Consider the following 24,090-nt stretch of genomic DNA (forward strand, 5'->3'; position numbering starts at 1 on the left):
TCTATTTGTCGCCAAAGCTTATTCCCACAAGTCTTGCCTCTCTTACAAGTGAAGACTCGGGATCCACATATTTTAATTTGCCGGCAGACTCATTTAAAGCAATATCTGTAACCTCTGTTCCCTTTAATACCACAAGGCGACCAAACTTTTTTCCAAGTATAAGTTCGGCTCCATGCGCACCAAGCCTTGTAGAAAGAGCTCTGTCATAAGGATTCGGATCTCCGCCTCTTTGAGTATGTCCCGGAACCGTCACTCTTACATCCACATCTGTCTCCGCACTTAGCATATCTCCTATTTCATAACTTATGGAAGGATATCTGCCTGCGTCTTTCAGCTTCTTCTTTTTTAATTCTTTTTTTGAAAGGGCCGCATCTTCCTTTGATATTGCACCCTCTGCCACTGCAAGTATGGTAAACTTCTTGCCTTCCTTTTCTCTTATCTTTATAGCCTCGGCTATTTTTTTGATATCATAAGGTATCTCAGGTATCAAAATGATGTCCGCACCGCCTGCAAGACCTGCGTACAGTGTAAGCCATCCTACCTTATGCCCCATTACTTCTACAATAAAGACTCTGCTGTGAGAAGCAGCTGTAGTATGTATACAGTCAATAGCATTTGTAGCTATTTCCATTGCACTTTGAAAACCGAATGTCATATCCGTACCGTAAAGATCATTATCTATAGTCTTTGGAAGTCCGATAACATTCAAGCCCTCTTCACTTAAAAGATTTGCCGTCTTTTGTGATCCGTTTCCACCAAGCACCACAAGACAATCAAGTTTCAACTTTTTATATGTGGACTTCATAGCTTCTACTTTATCCAATCCGTTTTGATCGGGCTCTCTCATAAGTTTGAACGGCTGACGACTGGTTCCGAGCATAGTTCCGCCCGTTGTCAATATACCCGAAAAATCTGAAGGTTTCATTACTCTGTATTCCTCATACATAAGCCCCTTGTAGCCTTCAAGAAAACCTATTATTTCCACCTCTTTATCAGATTTGTAAAGACTCTTTGCCACACCGCGCATTGTTGCGTTTAAGGCCTGACAATCTCCTCCACTTGTTAGCATACCAACTCTCAACATATATAACTCCTTTGCACAAAGTCGAAACAAATTCACTGCTTTTGCATTTAAGCATTGTCTTTAATTATAACCTAATTTTATTCATTATACAACAAAAAAAGCCCTTCCCAATAGCTCACTGTCTATCAAGTAGGACCTTCATGCGCCTTCAGGGACTCGAACCCTGGACAAATAGATTAAGAGTCTACTGCTCTACCAACTGAGCTAAAGGCGCTTTTTTATTTTTTGTGTTCTGTGTTTTTTGAACACTTCGATATAATACAATATATAAAAGTTGTTGTCAACATGTTTTTTGAAAAACTTTAAAATTATTTTTATTTTTTCTTTTTATACCGTTAACCAATCTTGCGCAACCATTTATTGACTTTATCTATAAATAAATCTATAATTATATTAAAGGAGATTATTTATGGAATTTAGACAATTGGAGGCTTTCGTGGCCACAGCCGAATTAAAGAGTTTTTCACAGGCTGCAAAATATTTATATCTGTCACAGTCAACTATAAGCTCACATGTTCAAAACTTAGAGGATGATTTGGGAAGAAAGCTGCTTTTAAGAACTACAAAGTCCATTACTCTCACACCTGAGGGTGAGACATTTCTCTCCTATGCCAGAAAAATAGTGGAGACTAAGGATCAGGCTGTGCTCTCACTGCAGCAGTCATCTAAAAGTATGTTACATATAGGTGCTTCCTCCATACCTTCAGGATATCTTTTGCCGGAAATCATTGCAGGTTTTAAGAAAAAATACCCCGAAATGCACTTCAGTATCTGGCAGGGAAGCAGTGATGAAATTGCGGAACTGCTACTTAGTGACAGCGTTGATATAGCTTTCACCGGCAAAGACATAAGCTCTCCGCTTTGTGAGAGCTTGAAAGTATGTCCCGATCATCTTATGCTTGTTACACCTGCCACAGAGGAGTATAAAAAGCTTAAAGAAAACCGTGCAAAGATATCCGAAATCTTAAAGTATCCTATGATCTTAAGATCAAACGGATCAGGCACCCAGTTTGTAGCCAGCAAACTTCTTGAAGGCCTCGGTATAAAGAAAAGTGATTTGAATGTAATTGCACAGACAAATGACCTTGAATCCATACAGCAGATGATAGTTCACGGTATGGGCATAAGTATCTGCTCAAGATTTTCCACTCAGAATTTATTGGATAGCGACAAGGTGATAACATATCCGCTTGATAATGCAAATATGAGACATTTTTCATTACATTATATGAATATAAAAAAATCCCATCCGACAATTAAGCTTTTCCTTGACTATGTGCAAAACTTAATAGATGAAGGTATCTACAAATAAAACAAGAGCCGATGAAATCACTTCGATCTCACCGGCTCTTCCATATTCCACCTAAAATGTCATTCTCATCTTATACCATATTGTATCGCCATGATTTGACTGTGATATGCCTTCATCCTTGTAACCGAATTCCTCATAAAATAATCTGAGTCCGTCTTTACAGGTGAGTACAATTCCTTTTCTTCCCCTTGCCTTGGAATCCTCTATTACCTTATTCATCACCTGATTTGCAAGCCCCTGACCTCTGTAAGGCTTTTCCGTAACTACGGAGAATATCATCTGCCAATCCCCATTTTCTTTATGCATAGAGGCATCATCATACATAATATCGGTAAGGTCCTCTTCATCTGTAGCCATACCGTTTATGAAACTCTTTATAATCCCATCCTCTTCAAGTATCCAAAAGCACTCCGGAAAACTTTCCATTCTCTTTTTTATGCTTTCCCTACCTGCAGCCTCTGCTTTAGGATAAGATGCAGCTTCTATCTCAGCCAGTCTGTCCAAATCCTCCGCTTTTACATGTCTGATCATAACTCCTCCTTTAATTCATATAATATCCTGCGACTTCCGTCATGCAGATATATAATACCGAGCTTTTTAAACCCGTTATTTTCCAAAGCTCTTTGCATTGTGATATTGTCCTCATGTGTATCTATTCTCAACAGTCCGTCTTTCTTTGTAAAATTTATTATTTCTCTTACAATTCCTCTTTCAATTCCATCACTCGCCACTCTATGTATTATTCCATAGTCTTTACCACATGAAAAATCACGCTCATAGCTCTTTTCACGGCCTTTCATAAATGTAAAGCAGGCACAAATATGACCTCCTCTTTCAATTACGTAGCATGCTTTATTCTCTATATCGTCTTTTACAAGCTTTTTACTTGGATAATAATTCCTCCACTGATGTGGATTGCCTGTTGCCTTCATATATTCTCTTGCTTTTATATATATCTCAAGAAGCCTGTTTATATCTGAGAATTTTGCTCTCCTAATATTCATATTCTCTCCATTTAAAAAGGCATATTATAGACAAAGCCTATAACATGCCCTATATCTTTATGGTCCTACCGAAACCTTGATTCCAAGCTGTCCATATGGCCAGATAATATCCATTACATCATTGCTTACAGCCACACAACCTGCTGTAGGTACACCTTTTTGATAATTTCCGTGGATCATTATTGCACCGCCAAGCGCTGTATTCCATGGAGGACATACCTTCTTGTCAATAGCTGTGTAGATGGCATCCTTTTCTTCCTGTGTAATAATTCCCTGTTCAAATCCTCTGTCGGCTGCCGCCTTATCAGGGTAAGAAAGTCCAAGAGATAAATGATATGCACTCTTATCATTTCTTACACAGATATAGTAATCGCCATTCGGAGTTGTTCTGTCACCCTGCTTTTGCTTTGTTCCGTTTGCTGAAAACTCTCCAAGACTGCATGGCCACTTACCTACTACCTTATTGTCGGCTATAAGTGTAAGCTCCTTGCTTGTCTTGCTTACATAGATTCTTGTGGCAGGCTCACTCTGCTGCGGTGTGTAATTACTTGTAGTTACCTTTCTTACTGTTGCGGCGTATACACTAAAGCTCATCAATCCGATAATCATTGATAAAACAAGTAATGCCACAATACTTTTTCTCATCTTCATAAAAACCCTTTCTAAAAATATATTTAATTTATAAACATCGCATCCCCAAAGCTGAAAAATCTGTATTTCTCTTTTACAGCCTCCTCATAAGCATGCAATATATTTTCTCTTCCTGCCAATGCGCTCACAAGCATTACCAAAGTTGACTCCGGTAAATGGAAGTTTGTAATAAGAGCATCCAAAACCTTAAACTTATATCCGGGATATATGAAAATATCTGTCCACCCCGACTTTTCTTCCAGATGTCCGTTTTCATCCGCCGCGCTTTCTATAGTTCTGGTACTTGTGGTTCCCACACAAATTACTCTTTTACCGTTTTCTCTTGTACTGTTAATGATATCGGCAGCCTCTTTTGAGATTTGAAAAAACTCGGAATGCATATGATGCTCATTCACATCCGTTACCTTTACCGGCCTGAAAGTACCAAGTCCCACATGCAGCGTAACCTTTGCAAGTCTGATACCTTTTTTTTCTATTTTCTCAAGCAGCTCCTTTGTAAAATGCAAACCTGCCGTAGGTGCAGCCGCAGAGCCCTCATTCTTTGCATATACTGTCTGATATCGGTTTTTATCCTTCAACACATGCGTAATATATGGCGGAAGCGGCATGGTTCCAAGCTTATCCAAGATTTCTTCAAAAATCCCTTCAAACTCAAACTCGATTATTCTGTTACCTTCCTCCACAATATCCACTATTGTTCCCAAAAGTACTCCGTCTCCGAAATCAATCTTCGCTCCGACCTTACATTTTTTTCCGGGTTTTACAAGGCATTCCCAGGAGGTCTTTGACTTTCTCTTTAAAAGAAGTATTTCTATCGCCGCTCCGGTATCCTTTTTTACACCCATAAGTCTTGCAGGTATTACCTTGGTTTCATTAAGTACCAGGCAATCACCCTCATTTAAATAATCTATAATATCGAAAAAATGCTTATGACTGATATCTCCGCTTACTTTATCAAGTACCAAAAGCCTTGAAGAAGCTCTGTCTTCAAGCGGATCTTGTGCTATAAGTTCCTGCGGTAAATCATACCAAAAATCTCTTACATCCATATCAGTTTCCGCTCTTTGTCTCCGATATGGATACATTGGCTTCCTCTTTACTTGTTTCTGTAATACTTTCCACAGTACTTTCCTCAACAGTTGTTTCTGAAGGTTGCTCTGAAGTTTCCACAGCAGCACCGCTCTCATTTGTAGACGCATTTTGCACCCAAATAGAATAAAGTGTTCCAAGCTGAATATCACTTGTTACCGCAGTTGCAAGGTCTTTTCTCATCTGTGCATCAAGAGCAATAATATCTTCCGACTTGGAAACCTCATCCACATACTGCCTCTCTTCAGCAGTCAACTTATCAGTCTCTACCATATAAAAAGCATCCTTAGGCTCTTCTTTTACATATGCCCATGTAAGCATAGGTGCCTTTGTATCAATATCATGGAACTTTACATTTGAACTGATAAATACCACATATGAATTATCCTCATATCCCTTTGTCACATAGGTAACAGTATCATCAAATGATTCGTATACCTTTGCCTCATCTGTCAGTTTTGCCTGCAAATCCGCAAGTCCGTCCTCATCGCTTCTTCCAAAAACATTGTACATTCTTCTGGCATCCGCATTTACTTTTGCATACTGATATGCCTTCACAAGCTCTATAATTCCCGGAATCGGATCCTTTTGCATACCATATGTTTTATAATCCGATAATACTTTTTCCTCTTCAGACATGGTAGACTCAGCAACTGTAGTGGTCTCCTCGGTACTTACCGCCTTGCTTGTATTGCTGCAGCCCGTAGCAACCGCCATCATCACTGCCATCATACCTATTCCTGTTATTATTTTTTTATTTCTCATAAATGCCTCTTTATAATTAATTTATAACCTTTTGATTCCGGTATTATTTTATCAAATATTATTGCAAAAAGCACCTATCAATTTATTATAAAAAATGATATAATTTTGTAATATTTGTTTGTATCAATAGCGTATTGGATAACGCATCAGACTCCGACTCTGAAGACTGTGGGTTCGAATCCCACTTGATACATTATTTTTTATATGACATATAAGGAGAAATATGTTAAAGAATGAAGTTTTAAAAATCTTATTATCAAATAACATTCACGTATCCGGTCAAGATATTTCAGAAAGTCTGGGTGTCTCAAGGACTGCCGTATGGAAGGCTATTTCCGCATTAAAAAAAGACGGATACAATATAGAATCCGTCAATAACAAAGGCTATCTTCTTTTGGCAAAAAGCGATATTCTAAATCAAGTGGAAATAGAGCAAAATATAAATTCTTATAAACTCTCCAATGCACCACAGATAATATATCTGGATGAAGTCGACTCCACCAATAACTATGCCCGACTGATGGCAGACAAGATAAATTCCGACTTCCTTGTAGTAGCCGATATGCAAACTTTGGGAAAAGGCAGAATGGGAAGAAGTTGGAGTTCACCTGCCGGAACCGGTATCTTTATGAGCCTTTGTATAAAGCCTGAAATTGCTGTAGAAAAGGCTTCTATGATCACCCTTGTAACCGCCATCTCCATTTGTGATGCTATAGAAGAGCTTTACCATATAAGCACCACCATCAAATGGCCGAATGATATAGTCATAAATTCAAAGAAAATATCAGGTATACTTACGGAAATGAGCTCCGATATGGACGGTATAAAATACATTATTTCAGGAATGGGTATAAATGTTAATAATAAGGAATTCCCTGATGATATAAAAGATATGGCATCATCTCTTTTGCTTGAAACCGGTATTTTAATGGACAGAGCTAAATTGATTGCAGCCGTTATGTATCATTTCTACAGAAATATGAATATCTTTCTAAAAACCTGTGATATGAGCGGACTTAAAGAAAATTATGAAAAGCATTTGGCAAATATCGGTAAAGACGTGAAGATTCTTGACCCTAAAGGTAGTTATCAAGCCGTCGCACTTGGAATCGATGAAACAGGTGCCTTGCTTGTAAATGCCGAAGGAAAAATAAAAAGAATTATCAGCGGTGAAGTCAGCGTACGAGGACTCTATGGTTATATATAAAAAATAACCCTTGTAAAATCAAGGGTTATACTCAAGCTGCTGACGGGACTCGGACCCGTGACCTCCTCACTACCAATGAGGTGCGCTACCACCTGTGCCACAGCAGCATCTATGTAATAGTAGCATAAACACAAATTGCTGTCAATACGATTTGGATGCCCGGGTCTTCAACGATTTGGATGCCCGGGTCTTCAACACTTAGTCATATATATAAACCCTCCAAAGCCTTATAAATAAAGGATTCTTGCTGTTAAATTCTCTTTATTTTATTGTTATATTATGTGATATAATAAAGTATGAAACTTTGGTATGACAAAAAATCACAGGATCCCGCTCCTTCGTACGCTTGATATAATGTACAATCATTACGATGAATATATCTCTCATCTATATGATGCCAGTACTAAGATAGTAAAAAGAGATACCTCTGTATGCTTTTATGACTGTTCAAACTATTACTTTGAAACAAAATCAAATGATGACGACTATGTAGATGCAGTAACCAGTGAGGTAACTAAAAGTTTAAGAAAATATGGTGTAAGCAAAGAACATAGGCCAAATCCTATTGCACAAATGGGATTATTTATGGATAAAGACGGTATACCGCTGTCTATGTGTATTACATCAGGTTCAGATAATGAGCAAACCACTGCTATTCCTTTAGAGCCAAAGCTTATAACTATGTTTAAAGTGAAAAAGTTTATTTATTGTGCTGATGCAGGCTTAGGCTCTTTTAACATAAGGAACTTTAATTCAATGGGCGGTAGAGCTTTTATCGTCACACAATCTATAAATATGCTTTCCAACACCTTAAAAGGAGCTGTTTTTAGTGATATTGACTATCGCTTATTATCTAATGATAAACCGGCAACTATAAAGCAAATGACAGATTTGACAAGTCTAACGCATCACTTTATGAAGATAGAATATATAAGATTATACCTGCTGATAAAGCTTTTGACCTGGGACTATATGAAGAGAAGACGTGCAAGAACGGCACTGTTAGGAAGATTAAGTCAAAGGCCATAATTCCTCAAAAGATTATTGTATCATTCTCAAGAAAGATGATGGAATACCAAAGATTTGTACGTAATCGTCAGATTGAAAGAGCAAAAAAACTCCTTACAAACATAGACCCTGAAGCCTATAAAAAAGGAGCAAATGACATAACACGTTTTATAAAGCGAACTACAACTACACGTTCAGGCGAGGAAACTGTAGATACATATGAGCTTAATCTTGATGTTATCAATGAGGAAGAGAAGTATGACGGATTCTATGTAGTGGCAACGAATCTTAACGATTCGGCCAAGTATATCTTAGATATCAGCTCAAACAGATATAAAATAGAAGACTGCTTCAGAGTAATGAAAACAAATTTCTCAGCCAGATCTGTATTTCATCAAAAGAGAGAGCGTATAGTCGCACACTTTATGATCTGTTATACAGCACTCCTTATATATAGACTTCTGGAAAAGAAACTTGATATGTATGGAACATGCTTTACTGTAGACAGTATTATAAAAACTCTAAGCAACATACAAGTAGCTAACTTAGAAGATGTATGCTATATGTCGACATATAATAATTCCCAAGTTCTAACGGCATTAAATGCTATAATGGACCTTGGGTTAGACAAAAAATAATACCAGCCAAAAGATTTAAATAAAAAATAAAAAAAATTTCAACCTAGACGTTCCATACAACATTTTTTGCAAAGAAGAAAAAAGTGGCTAAAACCTTGTAAATACAGGATTTTAAGCCACTTTTCCACTGTCCAACTGTTGAAGATGTGATTATACTTTTTTATTCTGGTCAAGTCAAGGAAGGAGGACAAACTTATTTATTTCGGGACAAACTTATATGTTACTACAAAGTGTGCGCTCTTACCTTTATTTCTTCCACCGTTTTCAGTTACTACCACTTCAAGTGAAGTGCTGAATCCGTTCATAATGTCTTCTTTTGTAACTGTATGAGAAGCCGATTCCGAACCTATATCAGGCTTTGTATCTTCTTCCTCCATTCTTGCAGAAAAAGAAATATTGTCACCTACAGCCACTTCCATCTCTCCTTTAGCTCTTTCACCGTTGATTCTTATATCATATGACCACTCATGTCCGATATTATTGTCGTCGGTTCTGTTCCAATCAGTAATCACCTGCATCAATCTCTTATCTACATCCTTATGCTCTTCAACGCTTATATCAAAAGAATTTTCAATACCGTTTGATGTTTTTGCGGTAATTGTTGTCACACCGCCACCTAATGCTGCAATATTACCTTCCCTGTCAACAGTAGCAACCGCCTCATTACTTGAAGTCCAAACAACTGTTTTATCCTGTGTATTCTCAAGTGAGATAATTGCTACAGCCTGCCAAGTATCTCCAACATTCATAACGTTTTTTATTTCAACAAAACTTATTGATTGTGCCGTTACAGGTGTCTGAGTCTCCTGTGTACTTTCAACAGCGGTACTCTCCTGTGACATACTTTCACCGCTTGTATCATCTTGTGAAGGCATTTCCCTTACAATTTCAGTTGTACCGGTTATATCACCGGGCTTTTCTTTTTTTGTTCCGACACGAATAAGAATACCCCAAAACAATATCAATATTACCGCTTTTGCCACATTATTAAGCTTCTTACTTCTTGCAACAAGTATAGTTAGCGGTATTGGAAAAAAACACATCCAACCGAGCACCCACAGCCATAACTTACTCTTTTTTCTTGGAGCCTGAGTATTTCTTTCAATATTACCTCTAGTTACACTGTTATCATTTCTGTTTACACAACCGCAGTATTGACAGACCAAAGCATCATTATCTATAAACTTTTTACAATTTCTGCAAATTTTCATATCTCATTCCTCAGTATCTAAAATTCAACCCTCTTTACCGGCTTTAAACCGCCTGTTTTTTTAAAGCTCATATTACACTTAAACATTTCTATAGTATCGGAGGCATCTATTCCGCTAAAGCTTATCTGTTCAAATCTCTTTCTGTCTATAAGAACAGAAAGCACTGTATCCTCGTATTCATTTCCGATTATAGGCTGAACTTTATCCACGACATGAATAACTACACTATCTATAGGTAATAACGCAAATACTTCTCTCGCTGTTCTTAAAACACAGCTGCAAATATAGTCTTGAGCTATATCATAGTGCATTGTCTTCGTCATCTTTTTTGAAGACAACTTTCCTGTCTTTGTAATCTCTAAAACGTGATTAGGCACCACTTTATCAGTCTTTGCGTGAAACTCCACTTCTAAAATATTAGGTATATCTGTACCTATATTAAAGTCACTTCCGTAATCCAATATCTCATCAAACAGATGCATTTCAGAAACAACATAAAAATAACTGTCAATCTCCCCTGACAGAACTTGTGTTGCAAGCTTTTTCATATTTTCCCAATCCTCATATACTTGCTTATCTTCCTCTCGGGCAGCCAAAACAGCGTCATTAAGCTTTTTCATTTTATTGTTATGCGCAGCAGGTATAAGTTTCCCTATAAATCCCGGCTTGGCATCATGTAAACTTCTAAGTGCCTCTTCCTCATGCGGGCCCGGTAACATATTGTTGAACGGCTCAGGTTTATTTTTCAGTGAAATCCAGTCTATTGTCTCACTACATTCTTCATGAATGGAACGTATCATATCAAGAAGTTCGTTAAAATCATCTACCATTTCACAATTTCTGTTATATTCTTCTTCTTTTTGTTGCTGTACTTGAATCGCTCTTTGTGCTTTTACACATGCACCTGCCCTACTTCTTTTAGACCTGCCACCTCCACTTGAGCTGACATACGATATTCCTGTACCGGGAATTCCTACAGAAGCGGTTCTTCTTCCACTTGAATGAACTGTATAATGCAGACCTCTCGTTCCAAAAGAAACACCTACACCTGTTTTCCCGAAGTTTAACTTCATACCTTTGCAAATCCTAATACTTTTCCTAAAACGTAATCCCATTTATTTCCCCATCTACTAATAATTTTAAGAAAATTATATCATCCGGCAATTTATTCTTCAATATTTCTTTTGTTTTTTGTAATAAATATGGATAAAAAGTTTATTTCAACTATTCATCATTGAAATAAAAAAGATAGGATTTTTTCAAACCCTATCTTCTAAAACTACACAAACCCATTAAAGGTTTTACACTTCAATAAAATCTAAGCAATTATATAAGATTATACTCTCGCAACAATTCTTTTCTGTACTCCCTATCTTCGCTTGCCTTAAGAATCTTTTCTATATTTCTTTCTCTTGCTAAAATACCGTTTAGCCTGGACACTAAATCTTCACCCTGATCTACACCCAGTATCCTGCCTGCCTTCTTCTCTACCGATCAAAATGCCCTTTTTAACTCCGATTTCCTCTATTTTATCCAATGCCTCACACATTGCCACATTTCTCCATTTTAATTTGATTTTTGTGTTGCATACTCATTTGTATGCTCACATACACATTATATCACAAGTATTTAATACTTTATTAATTTACTACATAAAATAATATAAATCTATCTCTAAACTCCAGTTATTTACTGTCTCTTAGTATTTTCTATCTTATATATGTTCAATAAAAATGGAATAGAAAATTCTGTCATATTTTTTATAAAAGTATTGACTATATATATATATAATGTACTAAAGGATTTTAAGGAGGTACATTATGGCTAAGTATACAATACGTCTAAAAGACAGACAAACCGGCAAAGTACAGAATGTTCTTATTGATGCTAAGAATATCCAAGAGGCAAAGGCCAAAGCTATGGCAACATATGGAACAGCTTACGAGGTTTTATAATTTTCTGTCTGTTTAATTTATTCTGAAACAATCACTTGAGACTGTAGCATTTAATTACTTGTTACAGTCTTATATTCTTATATTACTAAGGAGTATAATACAATGGACAATAAACAAGAAATGTTAGATTGTATAACAGGTTATGTTCCTGCGCTAATGAATGCTTCCGGGTATAGCGTCATACCCTATTACAATCTAGATAACAATACTATTTCCAGAATAAAAGAATACTTTTCATATGATATATCCGGTGATGATATAGTCGCTCTTATATCAACATCAGTTATGGATCCCGGAAAAACAGGACTTGTATTTACTACATCTGCTGTATACACCAGAGATTGGGGATTTTTTCCTGATACTGACGAAAACTGGTATTGGGATGCCGACGATGCAACTTTCAGTTCATCAAACGATTTTGAGGTATATGTATTACAACTTATTATGAAAGATTTGTTTGATATTTCAATGAATGGGATTGTTGAAGGATTTAAAGATGTAACAAATGCTACAAAAGATATTGCGCAGGGATTTAAAGACTTATTTGATGCACTTGGTAAAAGACCTATTTGATGCACTTGGTAATCTTGACAAATGATCTTATTAGAAGTAAAGATGCTGTTATTTAGCGATTAAACTCGTAATATTTCAGCATCTCTTTCTACTATTTATATATGGCTTTTAACCTCTAACTTTCCCCTTCAATATCCTGTTTGCATTTTCGGGTCTTCAACAACAACACTTAGTCATATATATAAACCCTCCAAAGCCTTATAAATAAAGGATTCTTGCTGTTAAATTTTCTTTATTTTATTGTTGTATTATGTGATATAATAAAGTATAAAACTTTGGTATGACAAAAAATCACAGGATCCCACTTATTTTATTCAAAGAGGAATCCGTAATGGAAAAAAGACCACTACTAAAAATGTAGTTCGTATAGGAAAACATTCCGAACTTTTAAAGACTACCATCGATCCTCTGGAGTATACTAAAAAGGAGGTCCAAAGATATAACGAGGAGCTGAAAAATAATCAAACGGTAGATTTAGATTTTAAGTTTGACTTTAATGAGAAAATAACATATCAAGATGATATAGTATCCAAGTCAAAACTTTTAAATATCAGATATTTTTTTCTACAACAGATTTATCATGATCTTAAGATAGGATCATTCTTTAAAAGTATCACAAAAGATGTCAAGATACAGTTTGATCCTAATCAGGTAAATAGATTCCTTACCTATTCGCTAATACTTAGCCCTGATTCTAAGCTTGGTACTCATAAAAGTCTTTCCGACTATTATGAACAGCCTGACTTTGGTTATGAACATATCCTTACTACACTTGATATAACGTACAATCATTACGATGAATATATCTCTCATCTATATGATGCCAGTACTAAGATAGTAAAAAGAGATACCTCTGTATGCTTTTATAACTGTTCAAACTATTACTTTGAAACAGAATCAAATGATGACGACTATGTAGATGCAGTAACCGGTTAGGTAACTAAAGGTTTAAGAAAATATGGTGTAAGCGAAGAACATAGGCCAAATCCTATTGCACAAATGGGATTATTTATGGATAACTTGGAGGATGTGTGCTATATGTCGACATATAATAATTCCCAAGTTCTAACGGCATTAAATGCTATAATGGACCTTGGATTAGATAAGAAATACTACCAGCCAAAAGATTTAAATAAAAAAAAATTCAACCTAGACGTTCCATACAACATTTTTTGCAAAGAAGAAAAAAGTGGCTAAAGCCTTGTAAATACAGGGTTTTGGGCCACTTTTCTACTATCCGACTGTTGAAGATGGAATACTAGCATAAACATAAATTGCTGTCAATATGATTTGAATGCCCGACATTTACAGAATTCTCTACCCCATGTTATACTTATTATGTTGCCACTCCTATACTCGGCAGAGAAAGGAGGTGTAACACATGATAGATATATTTTTCTCACTGATTATCTCTATTGTGGCAGGTATAATCTGCCATTATATCTGCAAATGGTTGGATGGAGATAAATAATAGGCAACCGGCCTAAGGTTTAAGCTACCTTGCAAAAAAAGAATAGAAAAAGCCACGAGCTGCAACTCGTGGCTTTTTCGTTTGTAACACTATGATTAAATATCTTTTCTCACTTGTTACATTTAATATACTACAAAAATTTATGTTTTTCAATAGCCCTTGACTTTTCTCTCTCACATGCTACTCTTTACTTAAATAATAAAAATATTGGAGGTACTATGTTTAATATAGCTGATAACAGAATATATATGAATGACGAAAACGGTAAGATGATTGCTGAGGTTACTTTCCCAAATTTGGATGATAAAACAATAGTTATTGATCATACATTTGTGGATGACTCTCTTCGCGGTCAGGGCATTGCAGCCAAGCTTATGCTTGAGGTAATAGACTATGCCAAATCAAATAATAAAAAAATAAAGGCTACATGTTCATATGCAGTAAAATGGTTTGATAAAAATAAAAATAAAGATGAATACAAAGACCTTTATATAGGATAAATATAAATTGTTACATCACTATTTTCATTTCTGTCTTATTATTCGCTTGATTTACCTATTACCTACCTGTATAATAGGATTATAAATTAAGGAGTAGGTGAACCATATGAAAATTTCAACAAAAGGGCGATATTCACTTCTTGTTATGATTGATTTGACAGAAAATAAATCCGATGACTTTATACCATTGCGTGACATTGCCAAAAGACAGGATATTTCAGAAAAGTACCTGGAAAGTATAATAAAACTTCTTGTAAAGCATAAGCTTGTTGTAGGACTGCGCGGTAAAGGCGGCGGCTACAAACTAACCGGACATCCAAGCGATATCACTGTGGGTGAAGTGCTTAGAATTGCAGAAGAAAATATAATGATTGATGATGAAGATACAGAAAGTATGTATCGCACAAGCGAATACCGTACTATTGATATGTGGAGTAAACTCTCAAAAATGATAAACGATTATTTTGACAACATTTCCATTGCCGATCTGATAGTAGAGGATCCGGGAAATGACTTTGTGATTTAACACTAAAACAGGCCTTATTTTACATCCTACAAAGTTTAAAACTTTATCGGGATCATAAAAATAAAGCCTGTTTTTTATTAGCTATTTCTCAGCCGCTATCTTTGCTATCTCCACAATAACATCTATAGCCTTTTGTATTGACTGAACGCTTACAAACTCAAATCTTCCGTGGAAGTTCTCTCCACCTGCAAATATATTAGGTGTAGGAAGTCCCATAAAGGATATCTTGGAGCCGTCTGTTCCACCTCTTATAGGATCCTTATTTACTGTTATTCCAAGATTTTCCATTGCCTTTGTAGCAATGTCCACACTCCTTGGATCATTCTTTATGATATCTGCCATATTGCGATATTCATCATGCATCTCCAGCTTTACTCTGTCTATATCATATCTTGAATTGATTTCTTCACAAATCTTTATTACAGTGTTCTTCTTATCCTCAAAAAGCTCACGGTTGTGATCTCTGATAATATAGACAAGGCTTGCATTCTCCACATCTCCATGTGCCTCTATCAAATGTATAAAGCCCTCTCTGCACTCAGTTGTTTCAGGTACGGATAAAAGCGGCATAGCCATCTGAATATCTCTTGATATGGTAAGCGCATTTATCATCTTATTCTTGGCATCACCCGGATGTACACTCTTACCTAAAATATCGATCTTGGCCTCTGCGGCATTGAAACATTCAAACTGTAATTCACCTACAGAACTTCCGTCCATTGTATAGGCAAAATCGCAACCGAAGTCTTCCACATCAAAATTGTTGGCTCCGACACCTATTTCCTCATCACATCCGAAGGCTACTCTCAGTTTACCATGTTTTATCTGCGGATTTTCAATCAAATATTCCATAGCTGAAACTATCTCACAAACTCCCGCCTTATCATCGGCACCAAGCAGTGTAGTTCCGTCAGTAGTGATAAGAGTTTGACCGATGTAATTTTTTAAATTTGGGAATTCCTTAGGGGAGAGCACAAATCCGCTGTTTCCAAGTGCGATATCCCCTCCGTCATAGTTTTCATGTATCTGTGGTGAAATATTCTCAGCATTAAAAGCTGCTGTATCCACATGTGAAATAAATCCTATTACAGGAGCATTATCCACATTTGCAGGAACTGTAGCAGTAAGGAATGCATTTTTCTTATTTATCTTAACTTCCTCAAAGCCTATTCTTTTTAGCTCCTCACTAAGTTCCTCCAAAAACTCCATCTGTGAAGCTGTGGACGGAATCTCTATTCCCGCCTTGCTCTCATCAGACCTGGTATTTTTCTTTACATAACGCAAAAATCTATCTACAAATCTTTCCATTGTATCTCCTCTCTATAATTCCAATTTAAATTTATTCTGCTCATTGAACACAGAATCCAGTATACTCTTTATATATAAAGATGTGAAGCTCTCATGCTGATCTTCCCAAAGTCTTATTCCTTCTTCAAACCCCGTAGCATCAAAAATCTCTCCGGCAAAATAGCATTCATTCATCCTAAGAAAGGCTCTGCCCATCTTTTCAATATCTTCTTCTTCATCATTGTCAAAGGTATGAGTCTTAAACAACTTATTCAATTGTCTGCTTCCAACACCTTTAAATAACTGCCTGCTGTAATTTTCAAAATCATTTACAGCCTCCACCTTCAGACATTCCGTAAAATATTTAAAAGACTTCCCGTCATAAATAATATTTGCAAAATGATTCGGTGACACTGCCAAAGAAGATGTCACTATCTCTGTTATAAGATTCTTTTCAATATGCTGAATATGCATATGACCGCTGAGATTCAGCTTTACATTGTATTTGGCATAAAGAGCTTCTATTTCCTCCGCATTTTTAATCATAAAACCTTCAGTAAACATATAATTTTGCTCAAGAAGATTTTGATGGCTTACCGCAAGTATTTTGACATCCGCTTTTGATAATTCAAAAAGAGCCTTATCAAGCCAATCAAGACTTTCCTTACTCACATAATTTGAATGATAGGAATTGGTATCCAACATAATCAAATACAGATCGTCCCTAAGTTTTGAAATATAGCTTCCGGAATACTCGTCATAATATTCATAATTTTTATAACCGCAGTCGACATATATATCTCTGAAATCTTTTGCACTCACGCTGTCAACCTTATATATTTCATTTCCGCGAAATCCGAAGCTTCTTTCATAATCTATATCATGGTTTCCGGGTATCAAATATATCGGTATACCCGCTTTCACTATACTGTTAAGTTTTTGTGAAAGTTCCAAATGGCTTACTCTCTCTCCGTTAAAAGTTAAATCACCAAGTAAGAGTACCAAATCCGGTCTTCTTTTTTTAACCTCATTGCAGAATGCATCCACTATTTCTTCAATATATGTCATCCCCTTACCGTCGCCCTTTTCCATTACATTTTCAAAGGCCTTCCCACCGTCATTTATACTCTTTGAAAGGTAGTGGATATCGGTAGCTATCATAATATTCAAAGTTTTCTCACTCATACAAGATAACCTCTCAATCATAGCTCTCCAAGAAAGAATGTTTTACCCCGTTTTTCTTGTAGGCTATTACTGTATCAAGGCTGACATTTTCCACACTTCTGAAAATATTCTTCTCAATATATGGATTTTTGGCAGCCAACTCCCTTATAAGTTTCTTTACTTCAGCCCTCATAGATCCCTTGTCGCCGGTCTCCGATATGGAGCAATTGTCAGTTAATCTGCAGGCACATCTTATAAAATTAAGCTCATTGTACTTTGCCCAATGTATTATATCTTCTTCCCTCACAAGATAAAGCGGTCTGATAAGCTCCATACCTTCAAAATTTGTAGAGTGAAGTTTCGGCATCATTGTCTGTATCTGAGCACCGTACAACATTCCCATAACAATAGTTTCTATCACATCATCAAAATGATGTCCAAGAGCAATCTTATTACATCCCAGCTCCTTTGCCTTGGCATATAAATGTCCTCTTCTCATCCTGGCACAGAGATAACATGGCGATTTCTCATCCTCTGCCACAATATCATATATGGATGACTCAAATACCACTATAGGTACATCCAAAATCTTAGCATTGTCCACTATAGTCTGATAATTTATATCATCATATCCCGGATTCATCACAAGGAATACCAACTCAAAATTCCTCTTTCCATGCCTTAAAAGCTCCTGAAAGAGCTTAGCCATCAACATAGAGTCCTTTCCTCCGGATATGCATACGGCAATCTTATCACCGTCCTTTATCAGTTCATATTCATTTATGGCTGCGGTAAATTTTCTCCAGATACTCTTTCTAAACTTCTTTATAAGACTTCTCTCAATATCCCTGCTTCTTCTATTCTCCTCACCCTTTTTACTTTCCTCTTTTAGAAACTCATTTAATTTAAGCTTAATATAGGCCTCATATCCGCCTACCAGATTATATATATTCTCATATCCATGACTTTCAAGCTCTTCTGCAAGGTACTCGGTCTTATTACCTGTGGCACATACCAGACAGATAATATCTGTTTTATCAAAATATTTTATTCTCTCAAGTATATCTTCCTCCGCAATATTTACGGAGTCAGGAATACTGCCTCTTTTGAATTCATGCTCGGGCCTTATGTCTATTATCTTTTTATTCTGTAACTCCGGCAGTTTACCTATCTCAATTTCCATTACATCTGTTTCCTTACTATCAAATAGTCATCATTACTTCTATAATACGGGCATGTGGAATAATCACTGCTTCTCATTCTTGCATAATCATCCTCGTCCATATCCACGTCACAGATATATCCTTCCACATCTTCATCATATATATAATTTATACAATAATCACAAATCATTCTTCTTCCTGTTTCTGCTCGGTTTTGTGTACTTCCTGTTTGTAGTCCTCAGGTGCATACTCTCTAAGCCAAATCTCTTCACCCCTATCCAAAAGCTTTTTACCGCTGAGTACGGCTTCAAAAGCCAGATACTGTGAAGCTCTCTCTTTTCTCGATAGCGGAACCTTCAAACTTGGAAGTTCCATATCTATCATATCACTGTAATCTCTTTTTAATTCATCCATAATAATTCTAATATACTATAGTATATACTTCCAAGTCAAACAATCGAGCAGGAAAACCTGCCCGATTATATATAAAAAGGGCCCCTAAGGACCCTTTGAAAATTTTTATTTAAAATTATTCCTGAGAAAACTCATCCTTGCCTACGCCACAGAGTGGGCAAACAAAATCATCCGGAAGATCTTCCCATTTTGTTCCAGGAGCTATTCCGTTATCAGGATCTCCAAGAGCCTCATCATATTCCCATCCGCAAACATCACATACATACTTCATAAATTATACCTCTGCTTTCCATAAACCATGTAAATTACAATACTCATAAGCTGCTATCAGCTTCTCACCATCCTGTAATACGAACTCAGCATGTGGCTTATCCTCAGCTGTAAGTCCCTTGTACTGCTTTCCAAGGTTTGTTTCAATCATGATGAAGTTGATAAGATGCTCAGGTGTCATAGGATGATCTACGCTACCTACATTAACAACAACCTTACTTCCCTCAACAGTTACTACAGGTACATGCTTCTCCTGAGCCGCATCTGTTGTGTTAGCCTTTAAGAGCTTCATCGGCTCTCCACAACATCCAAGTGTACCACCACCATCAACTACTACTGAGACAATATTTCCACAGTGTGCACAACGATAAAAACTCATATTTCCTCCTTAGTTCTTTGCTTTTAATAAATCTCTTATTTCCTCCAGAAGAACAACATCATCAGCCTTTGCAGGTGCTTCCTCTACCTTAACTTCCTCTTTCTTCTTAACCTTCTCTATAAGTTTTACAAACATGAAGATACAGAATGCAATGATAAGGAAATCAACTACATTTTGGATGAAAGATCCGTAAGCAATAGCATTCTCAGCTATGTCTCCATGTGCAGGAGTAATAACATACTTAAGATCTGTAAAGTTCAAACCTCCTGTCAATATAGATATGATAGGCATAAACAAATCATTTACCAAAGATGTGACAATCTTACCAAAGGCTCCACCTATGATAACACCTATCGCCATATCCAAAACATTACCTTTAAACGCAAACTCTTTAAAATCTTTTAACATATTGTCCTCCAATATCCGGTTGTACTTGAGCAATTTACTTAAATCTCAAAATCATTAGATTTAATTTTGCACAACCACAATGTGCTTTTATTATGAACTAAAATATAAAAAAAGTCAAGTACTAATAATGAGAATTATTCCTGTTTTTTATTAAGTACAATTTACATATGATAAAATCAAAAAAGAGGAATACCTCCTTAGAAAGTATTCCTCTCGCATTAGATTTATCAGATGCCATGAGGCTTCGCTTCGCTCCACCTCAAGCCTATATAAAATCTATTTAATTAACTGAGATTATTCCTCAAGACGTACCCAATCTACTGTGTAGTTAGATGTCTTAACCTTGTAATCATCTCCGTCCTTCTTTGTTCCGCTCTTAACCATAGCACCTGTTGTATTAACAACATAAGCCTTAGATCCGCTTGGAAGACGTGTAAGCTTATACTCTGTATAATCTAAGTCTCCGTTTGACTTGAAGTGCTGTGTTCCACCGTTACCGTAAGCCGCAAGAGCATCCTCTACAGATGACTTAGCAACTAACTTGTTGTTGCTGTCAAGGATAACGATCTCAATCTTGTTGTCAGCATCAGCTGTTGTAAGCTTTCCACCAATATAGAACTTGTGATCTTCCATACCGTTAATACCAACACCCTTGTTAGAACCGTTCTTAGCAAACTCGAATGTGTACTTTTCGCTATCAAGCTCTACATTCTGCTTTCCTGTCTTCATAGAACCGTCATCGCTTCCACCGAAGAAGTAAGCCTTAAGCTCTCCTGATCTGAACAAGCCGTCGTTAGCTTTTACAAACTTGTTATAGTTGTCATTTGTATCATATGTACCGTCAGAATCTACCTTCTGAACAATCTTCTTTGAGCTGTAACCTGAACCTACAGTGTTACCTTCCATCTGAAGTACAACGAATCCGGTGATCATTCTACCGTAGTTGTCGAATGCATACTTCTTACCGTTTACTGTCTTGATTTCGTTAACTGTAAGCTTTCCGTTACCGTCTGAGTAGTACCAGTAATCTGATCCATCCTCATACTTATCCTTCTGGAGGTAGTAACCTGGAGTTACCTTGAACCAACCCTTTGTAGATCTGGCACCATCCTCAGGTGTTGAGTAGTATAAGAATGAGTTAGAGTATGTAGCAATACCCTGTCTACCGCCATCCTTAACAGATGTGTTAGATGTTGTAGCTTTTGTGAACCAACCAGCGTTCATACGACCATACTCATCGAAGCCATACTTTCTTCCGTTGATTGTCTTACCTGTCTGATCCTTCTCCTTCTTTCCTGAAGCCTTGAAGTAGAACCATCTTGTCTGATCCTCATCCCAGTAGTTGTCACCAGGCTGAAGGTCTGCTGCCTGATCATCCTTGATAGCGATCTCTTTCCATCCCTCTGCCATAGAACCATCGTTCTCATCTCCAAAGTAGTACTCAGCATCCTGCCAAGCGTTGTCATCATGCTGTGTCTCGCCGTCTTTTACCCAACCGTACTGCATCTTACCGTCAGTATTGAATGTATACTTCTTACCGTTGATAGTCTTTAAAGAAACATCGCCTGTAGCTGAATCGCTTCTCTTGTAAGCCTTACCATTAGCTCCGAAGTAGTACCACCACTGATTTGGCTCGTTCTCTTCGCCTGCGTTCTCATTGTCAACTGCAACCCAACGATTTGTAACCATAACACCGTTAACGTCAACATAGTATGTATCGCCGTTATCGTCGATAAGTGAATCTGTAGCCATCTCGCCGTTATCGTCAAGATAGAACCAGTAGTCACCTGACTTCTGCCATGTCTCTGTTACTTTCTCTTCGTTTCTGTTATAATATACCCATGTACCGTTCTCCTGTTGCCAACCTGTAGCAGCGAAAGCTGTCATAGCTCCACCAACTGAGAGAACTGCTGCTGCTGAAATCAATGCAGCAATCTTTGTTTGCTTTCTCATAATGAATGCATCTCCTTTTTGAAATCCTTTTAAAATCTAATGCGTCCCGTAAAGGCTCTTATCAGTCCTTTATCTTAAGACAAAGCTAGTATATAACTTTATTTTATTACTTACAATATATTTTCTTTTTCTGATTTCTTACAAAAATATTACATTTCTGTCTTTTCTAAGATATATATGTATACTTATACCCCCTGTTATGCTAATATGTTCAATAAGGATATATTTTTATTGTTTTTGAACTTAATGTTTATTTTACTATATTGGGAGCTTATATGAACAGATACGCATATTTACTCAGAGAAATATTTGAATGTAATACTATTACTCAAAGAGAGCTCGCGGAGAAGTTAAACCTCTCTCTTGGAAGCATCAACTCACTTATAAAAGATGCTATGGCATTAAACTATTTACATAAGGAAGGAAGTAGTATGAGTCTTACCGAATCCGGACTTGATTATCTATCTCCTTTTAAGGTGGAACGTGCCGTTATCATGGCTGCAGGCTTCGGCTCAAGATTTGTTCCTCTTACATTTGAAACACCGAAAGGATTACTTGAGGTATTCGGCGAAAGAATGATTGAGCGTCAGATCAAGCAACTACATGAAGTCGGTGTCTTTGATATAGTAATAGTTGTGGGATATTTAAAGGAGCATTTTGAATATCTTATAGATAAGTACAATGTAAAACTTGTGTATAATCCGGATTACTCCACTAAGAACAATATTTCCACATTGCACTATGCATGTAAATATATAGAGAATTCCAATGTCTATATCCTTTCTTCAGATAACTGGATGAGAGATAATATGTATCACAGCTATGAGCCTTACTCCTGGTATTCTTCCATATATATGGAAGGAAATACCAATGAATGGGTACTTGATTTTAATAAAAAGCGCGAAATAACAGCTATAAATGTGGGCGGCAGCGATGCCTATGTAATGTACGGACCTGTATATTTCAGTAAGGACTTTTCAAAAGAGTTTATGCCGATACTGGAAAAGGCCTTTGCTACTCCGGGAAGTGATGACTGGTATTGGGAAAATGTACTTATGAGTGAAATACAAAAGAAAAACTCTACACTACCTGCCATGCATATAAACCCCCAGCCCGAAAATCAGGTCTATGAGTTTGAAAATCTGGAAGAGCTTCGAGCATTTGATAATAAATATATGGAAAACAGCGGAAATGTAGCTCTTGAACTTATTGCAAAGGTTTTTAATATCCCGGAGAGTCATATAAAAGGTCTTCGTACATTAAAAGCCGGTATGACAAATAAATCTTTTCTTTTTGAAGTGGATGATAAGAGTTATATATGTAGAATTCCCGGAAAGGGCACAGATGTACTTATAAACCGTTCAAATGAGTATGACTGCTATATGGCAGTCAAAGATTTGCATATTACGGAGAAAATAATTTATTTTGATAAGGAAAGCGGTTATAAGATATCAAAGTTTTATGATGGTTCAAAAAATGCCGATGCCTTTAATAAGGAAGAAATGGCAAGATGTATGGAACTTTTAAGGACTTTGCATGAAACTGATGTAAAGGTCAGCCATCGCTTTGATATAGCCGAGAGAATAGATTATTATACCGGACTCTGTGAAAAGAGCGGTGGAATATCTTTTGAAGATGTAGAAGAGGTTCACAAAAATATGATGCTCTTACTCGATTTACTTAAAGGAATGAAGTCTGAAAGTCGCCTCTGCCATATAGACAGTGTAGCCGATAATTTTATTATTACCGCAGATAATAAGATAAAGCTTATTGACTGGGAATATGCCGGAATGGCGGATCCTATTATAGATGTGGCAATGTGTGCAATCTATTCTTATTATGATAAATCTCAAGCTGATGAACTTTTAGAAACTTATCTTAAAAGAAAACCTCTTACAGATGAGTATAAGAAACTTTATTCATACATGGCACTCAGCGGTTACCTTTGGGCTCTATGGACGGTATATAAGGCCAATGTAGGGGAAGAATTCGGAGAGTACTCTCTTAAGATGTACAGATATGCAAAGGACTTTTTTAAAGAAGTAATGAAGCTTTAAT

The 24,090-nt window shown here is 36.6% G+C and carries 25 protein-coding genes, 3 tRNA genes and 1 pseudogene; 10 read left to right on the forward strand and 19 right to left on the reverse strand.

Annotated features, from left to right (window positions below; translation table 11 throughout):
* Nucleotide 1: 1 nt before the first annotated feature.
* Both HMPREF1135_RS09890 and HMPREF1135_RS09895 read right to left on the reverse strand, forming a co-directional pair.
* On the reverse strand, nt 2-1,084 hold the full coding sequence (locus HMPREF1135_RS09890; protein WP_007594782.1) for a 6-phosphofructokinase: 1,083 nt from the start codon (nt 1,082-1,084) through the stop codon (nt 2-4).
* 141 nt (nt 1,085-1,225) lie between these two features.
* Nucleotides 1,226-1,298 (reverse strand) — tRNA-Lys (locus tag HMPREF1135_RS09895).
* 195 nt (nt 1,299-1,493) lie between these two features.
* Between HMPREF1135_RS09895 and HMPREF1135_RS09900 the strand changes: the two genes are divergently transcribed.
* Nucleotides 1,494-2,396, forward strand: a complete 903-nt coding sequence (locus HMPREF1135_RS09900) for a selenium metabolism-associated LysR family transcriptional regulator (RefSeq protein ID WP_007594785.1) — start codon at nt 1,494-1,496, stop codon at nt 2,394-2,396.
* A 51-nt stretch (nt 2,397-2,447) separates the two neighbouring features.
* Here the strand turns inward: HMPREF1135_RS09900 and HMPREF1135_RS09905 are convergent, their stop codons facing one another.
* Genes HMPREF1135_RS09905 through HMPREF1135_RS09925 form a run of 5 tightly spaced genes read right to left on the reverse strand, consistent with a single transcriptional unit; the run spans nt 2,448 to nt 5,905 of the window.
* Nucleotides 2,448-2,927, reverse strand: coding sequence for a GNAT family N-acetyltransferase (locus HMPREF1135_RS09905; protein WP_007594787.1), 480 nt, complete (start codon nt 2,925-2,927; stop codon nt 2,448-2,450).
* A complete protein-coding gene (locus tag HMPREF1135_RS09910; RefSeq protein ID WP_007594790.1) occupies nt 2,924-3,400 on the reverse strand; it encodes a hypothetical protein in 477 nt (158 codons plus the stop codon). Before HMPREF1135_RS09910 ends, HMPREF1135_RS09905 begins: the two co-directional genes overlap by 4 nt.
* Nucleotides 3,401-3,457: 57 nt before the next feature.
* Nucleotides 3,458-4,051: a L,D-transpeptidase family protein gene (locus HMPREF1135_RS09915; RefSeq protein ID WP_007594792.1), complete on the reverse strand. Its 594-nt coding sequence runs from the start codon at nt 4,049-4,051 to the stop codon at nt 3,458-3,460.
* Nucleotides 4,052-4,074: 23 nt separating this feature from the next.
* Nucleotides 4,075-5,100 carry a tRNA preQ1(34) S-adenosylmethionine ribosyltransferase-isomerase QueA gene (gene queA / locus HMPREF1135_RS09920; protein ID WP_034243503.1) on the reverse strand — a complete coding sequence of 342 codons (1,026 nt, stop codon included), beginning with the start codon at nt 5,098-5,100 and terminating at the stop codon, nt 4,075-4,077.
* A gap of 1 nt (nt 5,101) precedes the next feature.
* A complete protein-coding gene (locus HMPREF1135_RS09925; protein WP_007594796.1) occupies nt 5,102-5,905 on the reverse strand; it encodes a hypothetical protein in 804 nt (267 codons plus the stop codon).
* Nucleotides 5,906-6,025: 120 nt separating this feature from the next.
* Between HMPREF1135_RS09925 and HMPREF1135_RS09930 the strand changes: the two genes are divergently transcribed.
* Nucleotides 6,026-6,098: transfer RNA gene (locus HMPREF1135_RS09930), tRNA-Arg, on the forward strand.
* A gap of 30 nt (nt 6,099-6,128) precedes the next feature.
* Nucleotides 6,129-7,112, forward strand: coding sequence for a biotin--[acetyl-CoA-carboxylase] ligase (locus HMPREF1135_RS09935; RefSeq protein WP_007594798.1), 984 nt, complete (start codon nt 6,129-6,131; stop codon nt 7,110-7,112).
* 34 nt (nt 7,113-7,146) lie between these two features.
* Here the strand turns inward: HMPREF1135_RS09935 and HMPREF1135_RS09940 are convergent.
* Nucleotides 7,147-7,219: transfer RNA gene (locus HMPREF1135_RS09940), tRNA-Thr, on the reverse strand.
* A 226-nt stretch (nt 7,220-7,445) separates the two neighbouring features.
* On the opposite strand from HMPREF1135_RS09940, the pseudogene HMPREF1135_RS14555 reads away from it, so the two are divergent.
* Nucleotides 7,446-8,758: pseudogene (locus tag HMPREF1135_RS14555) on the forward strand (IS1634 family transposase); the annotation flags it as partial.
* Between the two features lie 197 nt (nt 8,759-8,955).
* Here the strand turns inward: HMPREF1135_RS14555 and HMPREF1135_RS09950 are convergent.
* Together HMPREF1135_RS09950 and HMPREF1135_RS09955 are read right to left on the reverse strand one after the other, a co-directional pair.
* The gene (locus HMPREF1135_RS09950) at nt 8,956-9,969 is read right to left on the reverse strand and encodes an Ig-like domain-containing protein (RefSeq protein ID WP_007594803.1); all 1,014 of its coding nucleotides are present in this window, start codon (nt 9,967-9,969) and stop codon (nt 8,956-8,958) included.
* Between the two features lie 17 nt (nt 9,970-9,986).
* Nucleotides 9,987-11,084: a DUF4236 domain-containing protein gene (locus tag HMPREF1135_RS09955; RefSeq protein ID WP_034243116.1), complete on the reverse strand. Its 1,098-nt coding sequence runs from the start codon at nt 11,082-11,084 to the stop codon at nt 9,987-9,989.
* Between the two features lie 705 nt (nt 11,085-11,789).
* Between HMPREF1135_RS09955 and HMPREF1135_RS14265 the strand changes: the two genes are divergently transcribed.
* The 5 genes from HMPREF1135_RS14265 (at nt 11,790) to HMPREF1135_RS09980 (ending at nt 14,994) form a co-directional block, all read left to right on the forward strand.
* Nucleotides 11,790-11,924: a hypothetical protein gene (locus HMPREF1135_RS14265; RefSeq protein WP_007594806.1), complete on the forward strand. Its 135-nt coding sequence runs from the start codon at nt 11,790-11,792 to the stop codon at nt 11,922-11,924.
* Nucleotides 11,925-12,026: 102 nt separating this feature from the next.
* The gene (locus HMPREF1135_RS09960; protein ID WP_007594807.1) at nt 12,027-12,497 is read left to right on the forward strand and encodes a hypothetical protein; all 471 of its coding nucleotides are present in this window, start codon (nt 12,027-12,029) and stop codon (nt 12,495-12,497) included.
* 1,038 nt (nt 12,498-13,535) lie between these two features.
* On the forward strand, nt 13,536-13,694 hold the full coding sequence (locus HMPREF1135_RS13800) for a hypothetical protein (RefSeq protein WP_156804107.1): 159 nt from the start codon (nt 13,536-13,538) through the stop codon (nt 13,692-13,694).
* A 480-nt stretch (nt 13,695-14,174) separates the two neighbouring features.
* Entirely contained in the window at nt 14,175-14,468 is a 294-nt protein-coding gene (locus HMPREF1135_RS09975) for a GNAT family N-acetyltransferase (protein WP_334290531.1), read from the forward strand.
* 106 nt (nt 14,469-14,574) lie between these two features.
* The gene (locus HMPREF1135_RS09980) at nt 14,575-14,994 is read left to right on the forward strand and encodes an RrF2 family transcriptional regulator (protein WP_007594809.1); all 420 of its coding nucleotides are present in this window, start codon (nt 14,575-14,577) and stop codon (nt 14,992-14,994) included.
* Nucleotides 14,995-15,075: 81 nt separating this feature from the next.
* Here HMPREF1135_RS09980 and pepT read toward each other — a convergent pair whose 3' ends face one another.
* The 9 genes from pepT to HMPREF1135_RS10020 all read right to left on the reverse strand — a co-directional run bounded on the left by pepT (nt 15,076) and on the right by HMPREF1135_RS10020 (nt 22,032).
* Nucleotides 15,076-16,302 carry a peptidase T gene (gene pepT / locus HMPREF1135_RS09985; RefSeq protein WP_007594810.1) on the reverse strand — a complete coding sequence of 409 codons (1,227 nt, stop codon included), beginning with the start codon at nt 16,300-16,302 and terminating at the stop codon, nt 15,076-15,078.
* A 12-nt stretch (nt 16,303-16,314) separates the two neighbouring features.
* Nucleotides 16,315-17,466 (reverse strand): metallophosphoesterase, encoded by a 1,152-nt coding sequence (locus tag HMPREF1135_RS09990; RefSeq protein ID WP_007594811.1) that lies wholly within the window; start codon nt 17,464-17,466, stop codon nt 16,315-16,317.
* A gap of 13 nt (nt 17,467-17,479) precedes the next feature.
* Entirely contained in the window at nt 17,480-18,628 is a 1,149-nt protein-coding gene (locus tag HMPREF1135_RS09995) for an ATP-binding protein (RefSeq protein WP_007594813.1), read from the reverse strand.
* Nucleotides 18,628-18,798, reverse strand: coding sequence for a DUF6472 family protein (locus tag HMPREF1135_RS14050; RefSeq protein WP_007594815.1), 171 nt, complete (start codon nt 18,796-18,798; stop codon nt 18,628-18,630). The genes HMPREF1135_RS09995 and HMPREF1135_RS14050 overlap by 1 nt, the downstream gene beginning before the upstream one ends.
* Nucleotides 18,795-19,022 (reverse strand): hypothetical protein, encoded by a 228-nt coding sequence (locus HMPREF1135_RS10000; RefSeq protein ID WP_007594816.1) that lies wholly within the window; start codon nt 19,020-19,022, stop codon nt 18,795-18,797. Before HMPREF1135_RS10000 ends, HMPREF1135_RS14050 begins: the two co-directional genes overlap by 4 nt.
* A gap of 115 nt (nt 19,023-19,137) precedes the next feature.
* A complete protein-coding gene (locus HMPREF1135_RS10005) occupies nt 19,138-19,293 on the reverse strand; it encodes a rubredoxin (protein ID WP_007594817.1) in 156 nt (51 codons plus the stop codon).
* Nucleotides 19,294-19,296: 3 nt separating this feature from the next.
* The gene (locus HMPREF1135_RS10010; protein ID WP_007594818.1) at nt 19,297-19,671 is read right to left on the reverse strand and encodes a desulfoferrodoxin family protein; all 375 of its coding nucleotides are present in this window, start codon (nt 19,669-19,671) and stop codon (nt 19,297-19,299) included.
* Between the two features lie 9 nt (nt 19,672-19,680).
* Nucleotides 19,681-20,079 (reverse strand): large-conductance mechanosensitive channel protein MscL, encoded by a 399-nt coding sequence (gene mscL, locus HMPREF1135_RS10015; protein WP_007594819.1) that lies wholly within the window; start codon nt 20,077-20,079, stop codon nt 19,681-19,683.
* Nucleotides 20,080-20,373: 294 nt separating this feature from the next.
* Nucleotides 20,374-22,032, reverse strand: coding sequence for a cell wall-binding protein (locus HMPREF1135_RS10020; RefSeq protein ID WP_007594820.1), 1,659 nt, complete (start codon nt 22,030-22,032; stop codon nt 20,374-20,376).
* Between the two features lie 275 nt (nt 22,033-22,307).
* On the opposite strand from HMPREF1135_RS10020, the gene HMPREF1135_RS10025 reads away from it, so the two are divergent.
* Nucleotides 22,308-24,089 (forward strand): phosphotransferase, encoded by a 1,782-nt coding sequence (locus HMPREF1135_RS10025; protein WP_007594822.1) that lies wholly within the window; start codon nt 22,308-22,310, stop codon nt 24,087-24,089.
* Nucleotide 24,090: the final 1 nt, after the last annotated feature.

This window comes from Lachnoanaerobaculum sp. OBRC5-5, from assembly GCF_000296385.1.
Taxonomy (GTDB): domain Bacteria; phylum Bacillota; class Clostridia; order Lachnospirales; family Lachnospiraceae; genus Lachnoanaerobaculum.